At 35.5% G+C, this 18,752-nt stretch carries 20 protein-coding genes; 6 read left to right on the top strand and 14 right to left on the bottom strand.

The window, feature by feature from the left end:
- Positions 1-103: 103 nt before the first annotated feature.
- The gene (gene trpR / locus FPB0191_RS11330; RefSeq protein ID WP_039106248.1) at positions 104-412 is read left to right on the top strand and encodes a trp operon repressor; all 309 of its coding nucleotides are present in this window, start codon (positions 104-106) and stop codon (positions 410-412) included.
- Positions 413-494: 82 nt separating this feature from the next.
- On the opposite strand, the gene robA is transcribed toward trpR, so the two are convergent.
- The 3 genes from robA to FPB0191_RS11315 form a co-directional block, all read right to left on the bottom strand.
- Positions 495-1,394, bottom strand: coding sequence for an MDR efflux pump AcrAB transcriptional activator RobA (robA, locus tag FPB0191_RS11325; RefSeq protein ID WP_039106247.1), 900 nt, complete (start codon positions 1,392-1,394; stop codon positions 495-497).
- 92 nt (positions 1,395-1,486) lie between these two features.
- Complete coding sequence (gene nfuA / locus FPB0191_RS11320; protein WP_039107098.1) at positions 1,487-2,062, bottom strand: Fe-S biogenesis protein NfuA; 576 nt, start codon at positions 2,060-2,062, stop codon at positions 1,487-1,489.
- Positions 2,063-2,175: 113 nt separating this feature from the next.
- Entirely contained in the window at positions 2,176-2,844 is a 669-nt protein-coding gene (locus FPB0191_RS11315; RefSeq protein WP_039106243.1) for a phosphoribosyltransferase family protein, read from the bottom strand.
- A 213-nt stretch (positions 2,845-3,057) separates the two neighbouring features.
- On the opposite strand from FPB0191_RS11315, the gene FPB0191_RS11310 reads away from it, so the two are divergent.
- Complete coding sequence (locus FPB0191_RS11310) at positions 3,058-3,645, top strand: peptidylprolyl isomerase (protein ID WP_110021826.1); 588 nt, start codon at positions 3,058-3,060, stop codon at positions 3,643-3,645.
- On the opposite strand, the gene mutH is transcribed toward FPB0191_RS11310, so the two are convergent.
- The 6 genes from mutH to glnA all read right to left on the bottom strand — a co-directional run bounded on the left by mutH (position 3,590) and on the right by glnA (position 10,041).
- Positions 3,590-4,282, bottom strand: a complete 693-nt coding sequence (mutH, locus tag FPB0191_RS11305) for a DNA mismatch repair endonuclease MutH (protein WP_039106241.1) — start codon at positions 4,280-4,282, stop codon at positions 3,590-3,592. The two genes, FPB0191_RS11310 and mutH, sit on opposite strands and share 56 nt — an antisense overlap.
- Before the next feature lie 245 nt (positions 4,283-4,527).
- The gene (locus FPB0191_RS11300) at positions 4,528-5,076 is read right to left on the bottom strand and encodes an NADPH-dependent FMN reductase (RefSeq protein WP_039106238.1); all 549 of its coding nucleotides are present in this window, start codon (positions 5,074-5,076) and stop codon (positions 4,528-4,530) included.
- 67 nt (positions 5,077-5,143) lie between these two features.
- Positions 5,144-5,737: a Dps family protein gene (locus FPB0191_RS11295; RefSeq protein ID WP_082018320.1), complete on the bottom strand. Its 594-nt coding sequence runs from the start codon at positions 5,735-5,737 to the stop codon at positions 5,144-5,146.
- 205 nt (positions 5,738-5,942) lie between these two features.
- On the bottom strand, positions 5,943-7,469 hold the full coding sequence (gene glnG, locus FPB0191_RS11290; RefSeq protein ID WP_082018319.1) for a nitrogen regulation protein NR(I): 1,527 nt from the start codon (positions 7,467-7,469) through the stop codon (positions 5,943-5,945).
- Positions 7,470-7,481: 12 nt separating this feature from the next.
- The gene (gene glnL, locus FPB0191_RS11285) at positions 7,482-8,531 is read right to left on the bottom strand and encodes a nitrogen regulation protein NR(II) (protein ID WP_039106236.1); all 1,050 of its coding nucleotides are present in this window, start codon (positions 8,529-8,531) and stop codon (positions 7,482-7,484) included.
- 100 nt (positions 8,532-8,631) lie between these two features.
- On the bottom strand, positions 8,632-10,041 hold the full coding sequence (gene glnA, locus FPB0191_RS11280) for a glutamate--ammonia ligase (protein ID WP_039106233.1): 1,410 nt from the start codon (positions 10,039-10,041) through the stop codon (positions 8,632-8,634).
- 473 nt (positions 10,042-10,514) lie between these two features.
- Between glnA and FPB0191_RS11275 the strand changes: the two genes are divergently transcribed.
- Genes FPB0191_RS11275 through cysE form a run of 4 tightly spaced genes read left to right on the top strand, consistent with a single transcriptional unit; the run spans position 10,515 to position 13,376 of the window.
- Positions 10,515-10,955 carry a rhodanese-like domain-containing protein gene (locus FPB0191_RS11275; protein WP_039106230.1) on the top strand — a complete coding sequence of 147 codons (441 nt, stop codon included), beginning with the start codon at positions 10,515-10,517 and terminating at the stop codon, positions 10,953-10,955.
- A gap of 26 nt (positions 10,956-10,981) precedes the next feature.
- Positions 10,982-11,470, top strand: coding sequence for a protein-export chaperone SecB (secB, locus tag FPB0191_RS11270; protein WP_039106227.1), 489 nt, complete (start codon positions 10,982-10,984; stop codon positions 11,468-11,470).
- A 34-nt stretch (positions 11,471-11,504) separates the two neighbouring features.
- Entirely contained in the window at positions 11,505-12,548 is a 1,044-nt protein-coding gene (gene gpsA, locus FPB0191_RS11265) for an NAD(P)H-dependent glycerol-3-phosphate dehydrogenase (RefSeq protein WP_039106224.1), read from the top strand.
- 33 nt (positions 12,549-12,581) lie between these two features.
- Positions 12,582-13,376, top strand: a complete 795-nt coding sequence (gene cysE / locus FPB0191_RS11260; RefSeq protein ID WP_039106222.1) for a serine O-acetyltransferase — start codon at positions 12,582-12,584, stop codon at positions 13,374-13,376.
- A gap of 87 nt (positions 13,377-13,463) precedes the next feature.
- Here the strand turns inward: cysE and FPB0191_RS11255 are convergent, their stop codons facing one another.
- The 5 genes from FPB0191_RS11255 to recN form a co-directional block, all read right to left on the bottom strand.
- A complete protein-coding gene (locus tag FPB0191_RS11255) occupies positions 13,464-14,285 on the bottom strand; it encodes a mechanosensitive ion channel domain-containing protein (protein ID WP_039106221.1) in 822 nt (273 codons plus the stop codon).
- A gap of 270 nt (positions 14,286-14,555) precedes the next feature.
- Positions 14,556-15,143, bottom strand: coding sequence for a nucleoid occlusion factor SlmA (gene slmA, locus FPB0191_RS11250; RefSeq protein ID WP_238574448.1), 588 nt, complete (start codon positions 15,141-15,143; stop codon positions 14,556-14,558).
- A gap of 2 nt (positions 15,144-15,145) precedes the next feature.
- Positions 15,146-15,604, bottom strand: a complete 459-nt coding sequence (gene dut, locus FPB0191_RS11245; RefSeq protein ID WP_110021827.1) for a dUTP diphosphatase — start codon at positions 15,602-15,604, stop codon at positions 15,146-15,148.
- A complete protein-coding gene (coaBC, locus tag FPB0191_RS11240) occupies positions 15,597-16,814 on the bottom strand; it encodes a bifunctional phosphopantothenoylcysteine decarboxylase/phosphopantothenate--cysteine ligase CoaBC (protein WP_039106215.1) in 1,218 nt (405 codons plus the stop codon). The genes dut and coaBC overlap by 8 nt, the downstream gene beginning before the upstream one ends.
- A 111-nt stretch (positions 16,815-16,925) precedes the next feature.
- Positions 16,926-18,587, bottom strand: a complete 1,662-nt coding sequence (gene recN / locus FPB0191_RS11235) for a DNA repair protein RecN (RefSeq protein WP_039106213.1) — start codon at positions 18,585-18,587, stop codon at positions 16,926-16,928.
- Between the last annotated feature and the right edge of the window lie 165 nt (positions 18,588-18,752).

Raw genomic sequence — 18,752 nt, 5'->3', positions numbered from 1 at the left:
GAACTATTCTGCTAGTGTAATAAAGTTATGAATAAACGTGGTAAAAACGCCGTTATATTAATGACACATGAACCTAATTTATTGTTTTTCTTAAGAGAGTAAAATGGAAAAAGACGATTGGCAACAAACCGTTAATTTTATACAACAGGCATTTAATCATAATTATCAATTTGATGTATTGAAATTGCTTTTAACGCCTGATGAACGAAATGCACTCATTACTCGCGTCAAAATTGTACATGCTTTACTAGATGGCTCAATCAATCAACGACAATTGAAGGAACATTTAGGGATTGGCATTGCCACAGTAACGCGAGGGTCTAACTCATTAAAAGAAGTTTCAGCCGATTTCCGAACTTGGTTAGAACAAACCCTTATCGATAAGAATCATGTTGATGAACATAATCAATAACCGATTAGGGTAATGAGATTAATGTACTTGTAATAACGAATTATGCACATCAACTAGATGATTTAACTAAATAATATAATACCTAATCTAGGGAAACGATAGGTATACAATAATCACAATCAAGTACGTTAATTTCAGTAATGTTGCCTAGTCTTGAGACATTATCATGATTTCTATAAATTTCAATAACTTCCGCTCGACGTAATTGAACATTTAATCGAGGTATTGCTGAAAAATAAACATGGTTCATAAAATCAATGAAACTAGCAGGAGAACCAACATATTTAAAGCATAAGTATAAGCCCCCAGAACTGACAATCTTTTTCGTATTTTCAGAAATATTTTGTTCTTCAATGGCAATACTATAGAGCAACTCTTGCTCATCTTGATTGTCTTTATCTTTACTTTTAACTAAGCGACTAAATGAATAAATCTTATCAGGTAAGGTTCTTTTATTATTGAACGTTTTTGCTAAATAATCATTAAAAAACTGTTTTCTTAATTCAGTATTTTTATTTATAAGCGTATTTAAATCACAATTATTTTTATATGTAATTCCCCAAAACTCTTGCTCTGGAAAATTGGCAAAGGTTGGTTCCGGTAATGAGATTTGAATTTTCTGCAATTCAATCGGGGGAGTTAAACCGGCCGGATTCCACAAATCATTACGGCGATATGTTGCCGGCGTAACATTAAATTGTCTTTTAAAAGATCGGGTAAAGGTTTGTTGAGAATCAAAACGATATTGCATGGCAATATCTAATATTGGCTTACTAGTTAATCGTAAGGCTAAGGCTGCATGCGTTAAACGACGGTGACGAATATAGGTTCCTAAAATTTGCCCAGTGACTTTTTTGAACATTCTTTGTAGGTGCCATTTAGAATACCCTGATTTTTCTGCCACCGCATCAATTGATAATGGTTGCTCAAGATTTTTTTCTATCCATTTTATTAAATCACTAATAATATTTATTTGATTCATAGTATTCCATTAATTATGCAATAACCTTGATGGATTATGCCGTAATGATGAAGTTAAGCAAAGCGAAATCTTTTGCCTTTGTTATTATTTTATTAATAATATGAATGACTACCAGACTGATGATCAGTCAGATCTTGTACTCCTTTTATTTCTGGAAATTCCGACATAATTTGAGTTTCAATACCTTCTTTTAAGGTTACATCTACCATTGAACAACCATTGCAACCTCCTCCAAATTGAAGAACCACATAGTTATCATCTGTTATTTCTATTAAATTAACATGACCACCATGGTTAGCTAATTGCGGATTAATTTGTGCTTGAATAAGATAGTTTACACGTTCAATTAACGGTGCATCATCAGCAACTTTTCTCATTTTGGAGTTTGGTGCTTTCAACGTTAATTGGGAACCTAATTCATCTGTGACATAATCTATTACCGTTTCTTCAAGAAATGGCGCGCTGATTTCATCAATATAGACGGAAAATCCATCAAACTGCTCTTCAATATCGGTATCTTCAATAGTATCAGCAGGACAGTATGATACACCACATTCCGCTGTCGGCGTGCCGGGATTCATCACAAAGACACGGATTTGTGTTCCTTCCGCTTGGTTACTTAACAATTTTCGAAAGTGCTCTTGAGCAGCATCTTTAATCGTGATAATTGACATAATTTTTACCTAAATATAGTCATTTGGTTAGGGTTTATGGTGCAAATGCCATAACTTAACAAATAGTTGATACAATTTATCAACTATTATAAGGGTAGTTTCGGCATTTACAAGCTAGTCCGACATAAACAAATGATCTGAATTTCACCGGCACCTTGTTGCTTTAACTGATGACAGGCAGCTTGCACCGTATATCCAGTTGTAACGATATCATCTATAACAGCAATAGTTTTACCATGCAGTTGTTTATTACAATTAAATACATTTTCAATATTACCTTTACGTCGTTGTTTCGATAAAATTTTTTGATCTATGGTATTTTTATTACGTTTTATAAGGTATGGTAGCCACTCTGCTCCTAACCAATGGGCTATTAAACGAGCTAACAATTGAGATTGATTATAACCTCGTGACCAATATCGATGATGATGAAGAGGAATACACGTTACAATGGCCGGTTTTTTTAATCCATGTAGATTTCGGGCATTAAACCAAGCGAGTAACATCAATCGAGCAAGCGGATAGGCTAATTCGGTATGTTGATTGAATTTTAATTGATATATCCATTTAGTGTAAGGCTGTTCATAATCGCCAACAGCAATTAAATTGTCCCAATTAGGGAGAATTTTAAGGCAATGATGACAAGATTTATTAGCAGGGAAAAGTGGTAAGCCACATTTTTTACATACAGAAATCAATTTTGGTAACAACTGATAACATTGACTACAGATACCCCACACGAGCTTTACGGGTAATCGACAAATAATACAGCGCAAAAAAAGACCTTACTTTTAAAAATAATTATGAACTTATTATGGAGATTCTAGTCAAATATAAAAGGTATTGGTATTATGCACGCAAAATTGTGATTTAGTTGGAATAACATTTGTAATTATTTCCAATAATCTTAATTTTATTATCAGCCCTGTTATTATAATGATCGTTATGAATCGATTTGAGGATATTTAATTGTGAAAAAAATAAAATTGATGTTTTTGACGCTATTGTTATCAATGTTATCAAGCTTTGTATTGGCAGATACAAAAGTACTAATGCAAACTAGTATGGGAGACATTGAAATTGAATTGGATACTGAACATGCTCCAATTACAACTCAAAACTTTCTAGCATACGCTAATGATCGATTTTATGATGGTTTAGTTTTTCATCGTGTAATTCCAAACTTTATGATTCAAGGCGGGGGCGCCGATAATGAGTTAAACTTTCAAGTCCCACATGAACCTATTAAAAACGAAGCGATGAATGGCTTGAAAAATGATCGTGGTACTATTGCTATGGCAAGGACGTCCGAAATTGATAGTGCGACCAGTCAGTTTTTCATCAATGTAGTTGATAACGATTACCTTAATTATCAGTCACCAGAAAGATATGGCTATGCTGTATTTGGAAGGGTTATTAAAGGTATGGAAGTTGTTGATGAAATTGCCAATGTTAAAACTACACGTAAAGGTCCTCATCAGAACGTTCCTGTTGAACCGATTTATATCATTAAAGTATCGGTTATCGATGAACCCGATGAACCTCAGCAAGAAAATCCGACAGTATCTGAGCAGTAAACTGTTTTTTTAAATAAAATCCACGAGGGCGAGTCATGATTAACTCGCCACTTTCGTTATAAGCCTCAGTTAATGCTTGACCATTGGCTGCTTTAGGTCTTATCTGTAAATACTCACCGTGTCTGGCTGTGATGTGCTCAATTTTCCCTAATACAATCATATCCATTAGTTCTTGCCAGTCATTTTTCAGTTGCTGCTCCTGCTCAGCATTCGGTTGCCATAATATTGGCATTCCCACTCGGCGAACAGCTAGCGGAATTGATCGCTCACCTTCTATTGGGATCCATAATACTTTACTTAATTTGTATCTAACATGGCTTGTTTGCCATGTGATGCCATGATTTGCGACTAATGGTGCGATGCTTACAAAGGTTGTTTCTAAGGGATAGCCAACACGATTAACCGGTAAGGTTTTAAGCTCAATCCCTAAATGGGCAAAATCTTGTTGTGCTTTGCTACCGGCATCTGCACCTAAATAACGCTCAATTAAGGTTCCTACCCAGCCTTTGTGCCTTTGTAAATTGCAGGGTACTGAAACGTCAATGCTGTTAGCAATTTCAGCTAAAGTATAACCGGCAATTGATAAAGCGCGTTGCATTAATTCCACTTCATTTTTCGGTGCGGATATTGTCTTCATTATGCTGTCTGTTGTTGCCAGATGTTATGGAAACCATTTTGTTTAATCAAAAGTCTATTTATTTTAACGTATAACCAATAAATGCAAAAATGCTATACGTTATCTTTTGGTAAAGTCATTGTAAGGTTTAAAGAAATACGCTTATTTATGATAAAAAGGTATTGAACGTATCAGGAATCTTCATCCTAATCCTAATACGTTTTAAATAATATTTAATTGATTTTTATTAAATTATTAAAGATGATTTAGGCAATTTTTTGTGCCCATTGCGCATAGGCATCAATAAACTGTTTCAAAAAACTTCGACTTTTCTCATTGATATTACCTTGCTCATCAAAAGCATTTGCTACACCACCAAAATAAGCCTCAGGTTGCTGTAATGTCGGCATATCTAAAAAGACGAGGGTTTGTCGTAAATGATGATTTGCGCCAAATCCACCGATAGCACCAGGAGAAACAGATATTACCGCAGCCGGTTTTTTACTCCAGACACTTTTTCCATACGGTCGGGAACCAACATCAATCGCATTTTTAATTACAGCGGGTAATGAACGGTTATATTCAGGGGTGACAAAAATAACGCCTTGGCAAGCAGCTATTTCCTGCCGAAATCGGGTATAGCTTGCGGGTGGATTTTGAGTATCAATATCTTCGTTGTAAAGGGGTAAATCACCAATTTCGATGATTTTCAAACGTAATGAATTCGGAGCAATTAGTGCTAATACTTTAGCTACTTTAAGATTATATGATTCTTTACGGAGACTGCCGACTAACACTGCGATGGGTTTACTCATAATAAAATCTTACCTTTTAAGCTAATGACATAAAAAACGCCACATTACGTGGCGTTAGTTGCAATAATTAATGGCCTGATGAATCCATTTTGCGTCCAGTTTCAAATAAGAACCAGGCGCGTTTTTCTGTTTGATCGATCCACTCTTCAATTAAGCTTGCAGTAGCACTATCGTTGTACTTATCACAGATATCATGCGCAACACGCATTCGTGAAGTAAGTTTTATATTATCTTGGCATAATTCAGCTAGCATATCAGAAGGTTCAACGTAATCAGCATTATTGTCTGAAATACTTTGCAATTTTGAAATATGACCAATTGAACGTAATGTTGTACCACCTAATTTACGTACACGTTCAGCAATCGGATCAGTCATAGCAAATAATTCTTCACCATGGTCATCTAGCATAAGGTGATAATCGCGGAAATGAGGTCCACTTACATGCCAATGGAAATTTTTGGTTTTTAAATAAAGTGCAAATACATCTGCTAAAACAGAATTCATCGCGCCGGAGATATCTTTCGATGCTTTTTCGCCAAGATCAGTAGGGAATAAAATTGCACTTTTTTGCAATTTTTTAGTTTGTTCTACTTTTGTTGCCGATAATTTTTTAGGTGCGGTTTTCGCAGTCGATTTTGTTGATGATGCAGTTTTAGCCATAATAAATCTCCTTATTTTAACCTTAATTTGCAATGAGTAAAAAAATCTATAATAATTAAATAATTATTAGTATTAAAATAGCAATTTTATTATGCTAGTGTCCAGTAAAATAAGAATTTTTTTAACTATCACTGCTATTTATAATTAAATAAAAAGGTTAAAAAATAGCAAGAACTAAACTCATAAATATGATTGGTTGACTCATTTATTTTGTATTAATATTTAGCTCTTTAATTTTACGAGTTAGGGTATTTCTTCCCCAACCAAGGATTCGAGCTGCATCTTGTTTATGTCCGCGGGTGAAATTAAGCGCGCATTCTAACAGTATCTTTTCTATATCATAGGTTACTTCAGGTAAGATATTCTCTTTGCCTTCTTTTAATGCTTGTTTTGCCCATTGAGTAAATAGCAGTTGCCATTGCGTATGGCTATTGGATGATAACGATGGATTTTCAGATGTATGAAGCGTGTTATGATCTTGTAATGATGAATCAATTCTCGTATTTGATAACAGATCAGGAGGAAGATCTTGCGGTAAAATTTCTTTACTTGATGCCATGACTGTTAACCAGCGACATATATTTTCGAGTTGCCGTACATTACCTGGCCAACTTAGCGTTGACAAAACCTGTAATGTTTCTGGTGCGATCACTTTTGCTTCAACCCCTAATTCTTTGGCAATAGATTGTAAAAAATGATGAGTTAATGCAGGAATATCTTCAACTCTTTCTCTTAAGGATGGTAAAACAATACGAATTACGTTTAGACGATGAAATAAATCCTCCCGAAACTTCCCTTCTTTAACGCGCGATTCTAGATTTTGATGAGTAGCCGCGATAATTCTCACATCAACTTTGACAGGAGAATAACCGCCAATACGATAAAATTGCCCATCTGCTAATACTCTTAAAAGTCGAGTTTGAACGTCCAAAGGCATATCACCAATTTCATCTAAAAAAAGCGTTCCTCCATTTGCTTGTTCAAATCGTCCTTGTCTTACTTGGTTAGCACCAGTGAAAGCGCCTTTTTCATGGCCAAACAATTCTGCTTCAATAAGATCTTTAGGTATGGCTGCCATATTTAATGCGATAAATGGTCCATGAACTCTAGGACTATGAGTATGCAGGGCATTAGCCACTAATTCCTTACCACTCCCAGATTCACCATTAATTAATACACTAATGGATGAATTTGATAAACGACCTATTATCCGAAATACATCTTGCATCGCTGGGGCTTCACCAATAATGCCAGTACTTGTTTTACTACCCAAATGAGTGTCAACGCGATTTTTTTGATTCTGAGCAATCGCTCGTTGCACTAAATGTACCACTTCATCAACATCAAATGGTTTGGGAATATAATCAAAAGCACCTTGTTGGTAAGCATTAACGGCAGCATCCAAATCTGAATGTGCGGTCATAATAATAACCGGTAAGGAGGGATAGTATTGCTTTATATGTTTTAGTAAGGTTAATCCATCTATTTCAGGCATTTTGATATCAGAAATGAGTACGGCTGGTTTTTGCAAGCTATTTTGTAGAGCAGTTAAGGCTATTTTACCATTTTCAAAACAGACGCAATCAAAGCCGGTTTGATCGAGCGCTTTTTTTAAAACCCAGCGAATTGAATTATCATCATCAATTACCCATACAGTTTTAGGTGAATGGGAAAAATTAGCATCTTGCGGTGAATAATGATGATTTTTGTTGATGTTGATATGATAATTCATAACCTAACTCCTTTATAAACGTATTGGCAGATAGATGGAGAATTCCGTGTGTGTTGGCCAACTGATAAATTCAATTTTGCCATGGTGCTGATCGATAATGTTTCGTGCAATTGATAAACCTAATCCTGAGCCATTGTCTCGACCGCTAACCAATGGGTAAAAGAGCGTATCTTGCAGATGAACCGGGACACCCGGACCATTGTCTTCAATATCAATGCGCGCGCATAATCGATAGCGCGTACCGTGAATGGTAACTTGAAAAGCAGTTCGAGTTCGAATCGTAATACAACCATCGGGTTGATTGCCCAGTGATTGTAGAGCGTTACGCACAATATTGATTATAACTTGTTCTAGTTGTTCAGGGTCATGAGATAATTCTGGCAGACTCGGATCATAATCGCGAATTATTTCAACATTAACCGGTTTTTCCAATTTTAAAAGGGCATAGGTTCGTTCTAAAGCTTGATGAATATTTTGTACGTTTTGTTGTAATCGTTGCTGAGGACCTAGCAACCTATCAACGAGATTTCTTAAACGATCGGCTTGTTCAATAATAACTTGGGTATATTCTTGTAAATCATCATTCGGTAATTCACGTGCTAGTAATTGTGCAGCCCCTCTTAATCCTCCTAGAGGATTTTTTATTTCATGGGCAAGACCTCTGACCAAATCACGCGCGGCTGTCTGTTGCGCGTATTGCAATTGTTCCTTGGATAAACGTTTATGATTATTTAGCGGCGTCATTTCAATGAGTATCTTATTATCAACAAATTGTTGAGCCGTTAAAGACATGACATACAATTGATCATTAACGACCATATCAACTTCATTATCGGTAAATCCTTGCCCTTGCGCTAAAGTGGTTGACATTAATGAAATATCCAAAGAGCAATAGCTAAGTAGATCAGGAAAAAATGAGCCATATAGCTTTTTGGTACTCTGTCCTAATAACTGTTGTGCCGAGCTATTAGCAAAAATAATATGAAGTTGGTCGTTGAGTAACAGAATATGAGTAAATAAAGAATTAAGGATGGCATCTGCTTCAAATGGATGCTTTGTCATCACAGTATGCCTCCTGAATATTGATATAGCTTGATCATTAAGCACCAAGATTACTCGGGAATTGAGTAACCTTAGTGCCTATAATTAAATGACGTGTTGATTAAAGACTATAATAGAGATCAAATTCAACCGGATGTGGTGTCATACGTACACGATCGACTTCTTCAGTTTTTAACTTGATGTAAGCATCAATCATGTCATTGCTAAAGACGTTACCACGAGTTAAGAACTCTCTATCGGCATCTAATGCACTCAACGCTTCTTCTAATGAACCAGCAACTTGTGGAATGAGTTTTGATTCTTCAGGTGGTAAATCATATAAATTCTTATCCATCGCATCACCAGGATGGATTTTATTAATAATACCATCTAGACCCGCCATCAACTGCGCTGCAAATGATAAATATGGGTTACTTGCTGGGTCAGGGAAGCGCACTTCAATACGACGAGCTTTTGGACTACTAACAACTGGAATACGGATGGAAGCAGAACGGTTACGCGCTGAATATGCTAGCATCACAGGTGCTTCATAGCCCGGTACTAAACGTTTATAGGAGTTGGTCGTTGCATTAGCAAAAGCATTGATAGCTTTAGCATGTTTAATGATACCACCAATATAGTAGAGAGCCATTTCAGAAAGCCCCGCGTATTTGTCTCCAGCAAACAAGTTAACGCCATCTTTAGATAAAGATTGGTGGCAATGCATGCCTGAACCATTATCGCCAAACATCGGTTTCGGCATAAATGTAGCAGTTTTATTATAAGCGTGGGCTACGTTCTGTACTACATATTTATAAATTTGCACTTCATCAGCTTTTTTAGTTAAGGTGTTAAAGCGACAAGCGATTTCATTTTGACCTGCGGTTGCTACTTCGTGGTGATGTGCTTCAACAACTAAACCTAATTGCTCCATAATTAAGCACATTTGTGAACGAATATCTTGTGATGAATCGACAGGTGGAACTGGGAAATAACCGCCTTTAACACCTGGGCGATGTCCTTTATTACCATCTTCATAACGTTTACCACTATTCCATGCTGCTTCAATATCATCAATATGTACAAAACTACCAGACATAGGCGTACCAAAACGAACATCATCAAATAAGAAAAACTCTGGTTCTGGTCCAACGATCACCGTATCAGCAATGCCGGATGATTTTAAAAATTCTTCAGCTCGTTTAGCAATTGAACGTGGGTCACGATCATAACCTTGTAACGTTGCTGGTTCTAAAATATCACAGCGAACATTAATTGTGGCATCTTCATAAAATGGATCAATAACAGCGGTGGATACATCAGGCATTAACACCATATCTGATTCATTAATCCCTTTCCAACCAGCAATTGAAGAACCGTCGAACATTTTACCATCTTCGAAGAAATCAGCATCGATCTGGCTAACTGGAATTGTGATATGTTGTTCTTTTCCTTTAGTGTCTGTAAAACGTAAATCAACAAATTTGACATCGTTTTCTTTTATCATTGTTAAAACTGTTTCTATCGACATGTCGTTTCTCCGTAATTGGAATGAAATATAAGAATCTTAAAATAATTACTTGTATGAATATGTTTATCACTAAGCAAAATTTATGCCAATTTTCTTTCGTGCTAAAATATCCAATAAACAATTTAATTTAAACGCGCTATAAGTTCATTTGAGAGCAAATTGAATAATCAATCTTCATTGTGCTCGTTAATAGTGCACCATTTTGACACTTTATAATTAAAATTGCACTAATATAATGCAACTTAATTTTATCTAATTAAGATAAGAAGGTAGGTCATATTTGCGTATATTTCTAAAAATGAGTTTGTCCATTGCTGAAAAAGCGCAATGAAAGGAAAGGTAGGCTAAGGTATTATATAATAAATGACTTAAATCATAGCTTTTTTATTCAATGCTGTATTTCAAGGCATAATATCGTTATAATTTGAGTTTAATTTTAACTAATTCATTAAATGATAGGTAATAGTACTAATATGGACTTTATCGTAAATGAGATTTTCCCATTTTTTAAAAATCATCCAATACTAACATTAGGTTGGGTAGCCATTGCATTCATGATAATTCAGATGACTGTAAAAATGAAATTATCAAAAGTAAAAGTCATTTCTAATGCTATCGCTATTCAAATGATTAATAATCAAAATGCCGCAGTTGTAGATTTACGTAATGCAGATAATTTTAAAAAAGGGCACATAGCAGAATCAATTAATATCCTGCCGATTGACATTAAAAATGGTAGTACAAAATCAATTGATAAATATAAAGCGTTGCCTGTAATTTTAGTTGACGAAAATGATTTAAATACAGTTGCATTAGGTGAAACGCTGTCTAAACAAGGATTTAACCACCTTTTTGCGTTAAAAGACGGTATTGCAGGTTGGAATGGTGAGAATTTACCATTAGTCACTAAGTAAAATAATCAGGAAATAAAGGATTTATCATGACAGAACAAAATAGCACTCAAGAAACTCAAGAAAGCGGTTTTTCAATTCAACGTATATACGTTAAAGATGTTTCTTTCGAGACACCGAATTCACCAAAAATTTTTACACAAGAATGGGATCCCGATGTTAATATTGAGCTAAATACGTCTTCACAACTTGTCGCTGAAAATGTTTATGAAGTCTCTTTACGCTTAACAGTAACGACAAAATCAGGTGATCAAGTTGCTTACATTTGTGAAGTAACGCAAGCGGGTATATTTACAATTCTTGGTTTAAATGGCCAGCAACTACAACATTGTTTAGCTGCATTTTGCCCAAATATTCTTTTCCCATATGTTAGAGAAACGATTTCTAGTCTGGTCAATAAAGGTTCATTCCAACCAATTAATTTAGACCCTGTTAATTTTGATGCGTTGTTTGCAAATTATTTACAACAACAAGCAGAACAAGAACAAGTTGCAGATTCAAGTGAGATACTGCAATAACCGTTTTACTCATTAAATATCAAAGTAGGTGAATATGAATAGTCAATTAAGTTCAGTAACTGCATCAAGCATTAGCGTAATTGGTGCAGGTTCTTATGGTACCGCATTGGCAATTTTATTAGCACGAAATGGTTATGAAACGTTGTTGTGGGGGCACGATAAGGCTGAAATTGAGGCTCTCCAACACGATCGACAAAATAAGAAATTTTTACCGGATATTATTTTTCCTGATAATTTGTTTATTGAAAGTGATCTCCAGAAAGCCGTATCTGCATCCCCTATTTTATTGATTGTGGTACCAAGCCATGCCTTTGGCGAGGTACTAAATAGAATAAAACCGTTTTTACGACCGGATTCAAAAGTTGTTTGGGCAACCAAAGGATTAGAAACCAATTCAGGTCGATTATTGCAAGATGTTGCGAAAGAGATTTTGGGTGATCAAATTCCGTTAGCGGTAATCTCTGGTCCAACGTTTGCTAAAGAGGTCGCATTAGGCTTACCGACAGCGGTCACAGTCGCTTCGACTAATGATGAATTTTTGGGTGAATTACAACAGCTTTTTCATTGCAGTAAGAGTTTCCGTGTTTATAGCAGTAAAGATTTCATTGGCGTTCAACTCGGTGGTGCAGTAAAAAATGTAATCGCTATCGGTGCGGGTCTATCAGATGGATTGGGCTTTGGGGCTAATGCACGAGTCGCTCTAATTACACGAGGGTTGGCTGAAATGATGCGCTTAGGCGCTGCATTAGGTGCGGATCCGATCACATTTATGGGTATGGCAGGACTTGGTGATTTAGTTCTAACTTGTACTGATAACCAGTCTCGGAATCGACGTTTTGGAATGTTATTAGGGCAAAATAAATCTATTGAAGAAGCCAAAGCCATCATTGCACAAGTGGTTGAAGGTTGCCAAAATACCAAAGAGGTTTGGACATTGGCACAAAAAAATCAAGTTGATATGCCAATAACTGAACAGATTTATCAAATTCTCTATTGTAATAAAAATCCACTGGATGCTGCTAAAACATTATTAGGAAGAACACAAAAAGAAGAATTAGCGAGTTCAAATACTATATAATAAATAATGCATCTTGTAATTACAGGTTAGATTATGGGGACAGAAAAAAAAATCGTTAAACCAGAAGATCTTTGGCATACTATTTGTGATGAAGCGAATCAATTAGTGAAATGTGAACCGATGTTGGCAAGTTATTTTCATGCAACATTGTTAAATCACGACGATATAGCTAGTGCAATTAGTTATATACTAGCAAATAAATTAGCTACTCAAGTTATGCCCGCATTAGATATTCGTGAAGTAATTCGTCATGCCTACCAAGCCGATTCTCAAATTATACAATCCACAATTACCGATATTATTGCTGTTTATGTTCGCGATCCAGCAACTAATCGATATTCTACGCCGTTACTTTACTACAAAGGTTTCTTAGCATTACAAGCTTATCGAATTGCCCATTGGTTATGGGGGCAACAGCGAGAGGCTTTGGCGATTTTCTTACAAAGCCAAATTGCGATCGTGTTTGGGGTTGATATTCATCCTGCCGCCAAAATTGGTTGTGGGGTCATGTTTGATCATGCAACGGGTATTGTGATTGGTGAAACCGCTGTTATTGAGAATGATGTATCTATATTACAATCGGTAACCTTAGGCGGAACAGGTAAACAAAATGGCGATCGACATCCAAAAATTCGTGAAGGTGTCATGATTGGTGCACATGCGACTATTTTAGGAAATATAGAAATTGGTACAGGTGCAAAGATAGGGGCGGGTTCAGTTGTATTAAATCCAGTACCACCTCATACTACGGTTGCGGGAGTGCCTGCTAAAATCGTGGGCAATCCAAATTGTGATAAACCTGCATTTAATATGGATCAAGTACTCTAATTTCTTCTTGTTTATTCTTAGATGATTATATCTATTAAGAAGAAATTAGTTCACAGTACTTAATTATTAATTAAATTTAGTTAATCACTATTGTTTAATATTTACATCTAATGTTTGGTACGGAATATTGATATTATGATGATCTAAATCCATTTTAATATTCTCAAGTATTAATGTTCGTACCGGACCGTAATTATCATTATTAGTCCAGACCATTACCAAAAAATTAACACTAGATGCTGCTAACTCATCAAGACGAATAATGATGCCTAATTCTTTAGTAATATTGGGTGTTCTTTCGACTGACGACAGTAATATCTGATACACTTGTTTGATATCAGCTTTATAATCAATACCGATAGTTAAATCAATTCGTCGATTGGGTTGGCGAGTAAAATTGATGATACTAGTGGCGAGTACATGGCTATTGGGAATTGTAACGGCTTCACCTGTGGGTGTCAGAATAGTTGTCGAAAAAATTTGAATAGCATCCACCGTACCACGAATATTACTGACCATTACTAACTCACCCACTTTAAATGGGCGGAATAAAATGAGTAAAACACCCGCTGCGAAATTAGATAATGAACCTTGTAATGCTAAACCGATAGCTAATCCTGCTGCACCAATGATAGCAACGATAGAACTAGTCTGTACGCCTAATTGCCCTAACACGGCAACTAAGGTAAGCCCCATAATAGTATAACGAGAAGAAGAGGCCGTAAATTTGATAATAGTCGGTTCTACTTGTTTAAGAATCAGAATTTTACGTAACTGATTACTAACAAATATAGAGATAAATCGACCTACAATAAAAATCAAAATGGCTAAGCCAAAATGGATAAGATAATCCAAAATGATGCTATCGTAATTTTCAAAAAATTGTATGCTTCTGTTAATAATTTCCATGTTTAACCTTCTTTATTAATAACAGGTTATCGGCCTGCATAAAAATGAATTTAAACAGATAAGGCGCTGCAACAGATAGATAAACTTATCTATAAAACTGCTGACTAGCTTCTACAAATTTTTGTTCTTATTATCATCAAAGTAAGAATATAATCCATTTTATAAATAAATCAAATAGTTAATTCTTATCGAACTTGTTTAAGTAGCTAAAATAAGGAGCAGGAATGCAGATGAATACTAGTCACACCTGCATTAGGCATTATTTTGTGATTAGATAAATTGTCTGGAAATTAAAGTCCAACGTATCTCGAAATCAGTTGTGGGTAGATATTTGAATCCTGAGCGTACATACCGAGCCATTATACCTTCACAATATGCGAGTATTTGACCAGATAAAATACGTTCTTCTGTCACAAAAGCATTTCCTTCGCGTAATTTTCGTTCCCGAATAACTTGTTTTAGTTGTGTTTCAATACGATCAAATAACTGGCTTACTCTTTCTTGTAAGTGTGCATGTTCAAACATCAATGCATGACTAGTCATGATTCTGGTTAAACCGGGATTTTTTTCAGCAAAGCCTAAAATAAGTGCGACAATTAACTTTAAGCGAGCTTCGGTATTTTTCTCATCTTGTAAAATAAAGTTAATGCGTGAAAGTAGGGTATCTTCAATAAAAATAATTAGACTTTCGAACATTTTCGTTTTACTTGGAAAATGTCGATAAAGCGCAGCCTCTGAAACACCTACTGTTGCAGCAAGTTTTGCTGTGGTAATACGCTGTGTACCTTCGTTAGATTCAAGCATTATTGCTAATGCTTGAAGGATGTCTTCCTTGCGATTTTTTCTTTTTGTTGTCACAATTATTTTTTACCTGAATGACCAAATCCGCCTTCACCACGAGCGGATGTAGTGAACTCTTCAACGATATTAAATTCGGCTTGAACAACTGGCACAATAATTAACTGAGCTATGCGATCGCCTACTTCAATGGTAAAGGGATGCTGACCTCGATTCCATAACGGTACAAATAGTTGCCCTTGATAATCAGAATCAATTAAACCAACTAAGTTGCCTAATACAATTCCATTTTTGGCACCTAATCCAGAGCGAGGAAGTACTAGCGCTGCTAAGTTAGGATCAGCGATATGCATAGATAAACCGGTAGGCGTTAAAATAGTTTCGCCAGGTTTAATTTCTGTTGTTTCATCAAACATTGCTCGTAAATCAATACCGGCCGAACCTGAAGTGGCATAGGTAGGTAATGGAAATTCATTGTGGAATCGTTTATCTAAAATCTTAATATCTATTTTTTTATTCATCATGATACTCATTATAATGTTTAAATATTTCACTAATAAGCTGCTGTGCTAAGCGATTCTTATCAACTAAAGGCAGGGATAGTTTACCTGTAGGCCAATATAATGTAAGCGAATTTTGGTTACTATTAAATCCTTGTGTTGTTAATGAGACATCATTAGCACAAATCATATCCATTTTTTTACTGGTAAGTTTATTTAATGCATATTGCTCAATATTTTGTGTTTCTGCAGCAAATCCTACGACAAATGGCCTATGTTGTTTAAGATTAGCGACTTCAGCAACGATATCTGGATTTTTAACGAGTGTAATAGTGAGATTATCACTGTTGTCTTGTTTTTTGATTTTCTGATCGGCAATGGTTGCTGCGCGGTAGTCCGCCACAGCAGCACAAGCGATAAAAATATCAGCTGATTTAACCGTATCAAGTGTCGTTTGGTACATCTCTAGCGCCGTAGTTACATCTTTTCGTAATACATTATGTGGAGTACATAAATTAACGGGACCTGAAATTAAAGTAACCTTAGCACCTAATTCTGCTGCAGCTTTAGCAATAGCAAAGCCCATTTTACCTGAGCTGTGATTTGATATATAGCGTACTGGATCAAGAGCTTCTTGAGTAGGACCGGCTGTAATAACAATGTTTAAGTGTGAATATGATGATTTAGACGAAAACAAAGCCACAATTTTGTTGCAGAGTTGTTGTGGTTCTAACATTCTACCGGGACCAACATCACCACATGCTTGTTCACCTTGATCAGGTCCCCAAATATGGAAACCCCGTTGGGTTAATGTATTAATGTTGGTTTGGGTTGCCTCAGCAAGATACATATATTGATTCATAGCTGGTGCAATAGCAATTGGTGCCTTAGTCGCTAAGCATAACGTCGTTAAAAGATCATCAGCAATACCATGTGCTAGTTTAGCAATTATATTTGCCGTACAAGGTGCAATAATAACGAGATCAGCCCATTTTGCTAAGGCAATATGCCCCATAGAAAGTTCAGCAGCCGAATCAAATAGATCGTGAGAAACACGGTTACCGGACACGGCTTGTAGGGAAAGTTCGGAAACAAAATGTTTGGCAGATTCAGTCATTACAACTTGTACTTGCGCACCCATTTTTTTCAATTGACGAACTAAATCAGGACATTTATAAGCGGCAATGCCACCGGTAATGCCTAATAAAATGCGTTTATTGGTTATGTTCATGTATCATCTTACTCATTAATGAACGATAAGCTATTTTAACATAAATAAAATTAATAATTAAATGACGTGAAAACGTTAACTAGTTACGAAATAAAAAATTTATTAATGATTTCAATCAATAAGCAGTTCCTTTGCATTGGCTAAGGTATTGTCGGTTATTTTATCACCACCAAGCAAACGGGCTAATTCATATAATCTTTGTTGATTATCAAGTATATTAATTTGCGTTTGGGTGTGTTTACCGTCAGTTTGCTTAACGACAAAATAATGGTGATGAGCATTACCGGCAACTTGGGGTAAATGTGTAACCGTAATGACTTGGGTTGATTGCCCCAATTGCCTTAATAAATTACCTACCTTAGCGGCTGTTGGACCACTGATGCCAACATCTATTTCATCAAAAATAAGTGCCGGAGTCTCCATTTTTTGAGCAGTTAATACTTGTAGCGCTAAAGCTATTCGGGATAATTCCCCACCCGATGCTACTTTAGCAATCGGCTGTAATGGTTGTCCCGGATTGGTTGTGACCAAAAATACAATTTGGCTACATCCTGTCTCGGATAATTTATGCTCATCCCAAGTTATGTCTATTTTAAATTCACCATGTGGCATTGATAATTCTTGTATACTCTTAGTGATTTTTTTAGATAACGTTGCAGCGACTTTAATACGTTTATCATGTAATTTTTGTGCAACAGCAATCACTTGTTGATGATATTTCTCAATATCATGCTTAAGTTGTTCACCTTGCTCATCTTGGGTACTTAGCTGATTAAATTCATCTAAAAGTTGTTGATGTAATTTTGGTAGTTCTTCGGGCTTTACCTGATGCTTGCGTGATAAAGCAATCTGTTTTGAAATGCGTTGTTCAAGCTGCATTACTCGTGACGGATCAATATCCAAATTATCAACGTAATGATGTAACTCATAACAAGCTTCTTTAATTTGAATTGATGATTCTTCTAAAATAGTTGTAATATTATCAAGTTGATGATCAACCTCTACCAATTTTAACGCCAAATTCTTGGCTTGACTAAGATGAGAAAGAATATTGAATTCGGTGTTTTCATCTAATAGATCAATTAATTGTTGACTAGTTGTTATTAACTGTTCACTATTGGATAAACGTTTATACTCATCATCAATTTGTTCATATTCGCCTTCAATAGGGGAAAACTCATTAAGCTCTTTCAATTGGTATTGTAATAATTGCCTATGAGCATCCCGTTCTAAACGAGATTTCTCATATTCTTGTAATAGATTTTTGGTCTGTTTCCAACAACGATGCGCTTCTTTCATTTTAGCTAATAGAATGTTATCAGCTAAATATTGATCTAAAATCAGTTGTTGATGCTCACTGCGTAATAATTGTTGATGTTCATGTTGACCATGAATCTGAATCAACATTTGCCCTAGCTCTTTTAACTGATTAAGAGGAACAGCACTGCCATTTATAAAGGCTTTTGAACGACCATCCTGACTAACAACTCTTCGTAAAATACATTCATTAGTATCATCGAGTTGATTATGTGTAAGCCATTTTAGTGCACTTGGAGTATCATCTAATACAAAGTGTGCTGAAATATCTAATCGATCACTACCGTGACGGATAAAAGACGTATCGCTACGCGCACCCAAACACAAATTTAATGCATCAACGGCTATCGATTTACCAGCACCTGTTTCACCGGTAATGGCAGTCATTCCTGAATTAAGATCGATAACTAAATGATTAACAATAGCAAAATTATTTACAGTTAATTGAGTTAGCATATTTTTTATCAATAATGAATATTACGTTGATCAATATTATAACGTTTATAATACTGTAAATAAATACAGCTTTAATTAATATACCGCTTTTTTAAGCTAGGCTAATTTGCTTTTTGATCATTACTTTTTAATAGTAATATTTTTGTTATATGCTAAAAAATGATT

Origin of the sequence: Frischella perrara, from assembly GCF_000807275.1 — a bacterium.
In the GTDB taxonomy this organism is placed as follows: Bacteria; Pseudomonadota; Gammaproteobacteria; order Enterobacterales; family Orbaceae; genus Frischella; species Frischella perrara.
Note: the sequence above shows the minus strand (reverse complement) of the source record. Positions and strands in the feature narration are given on the sequence as shown.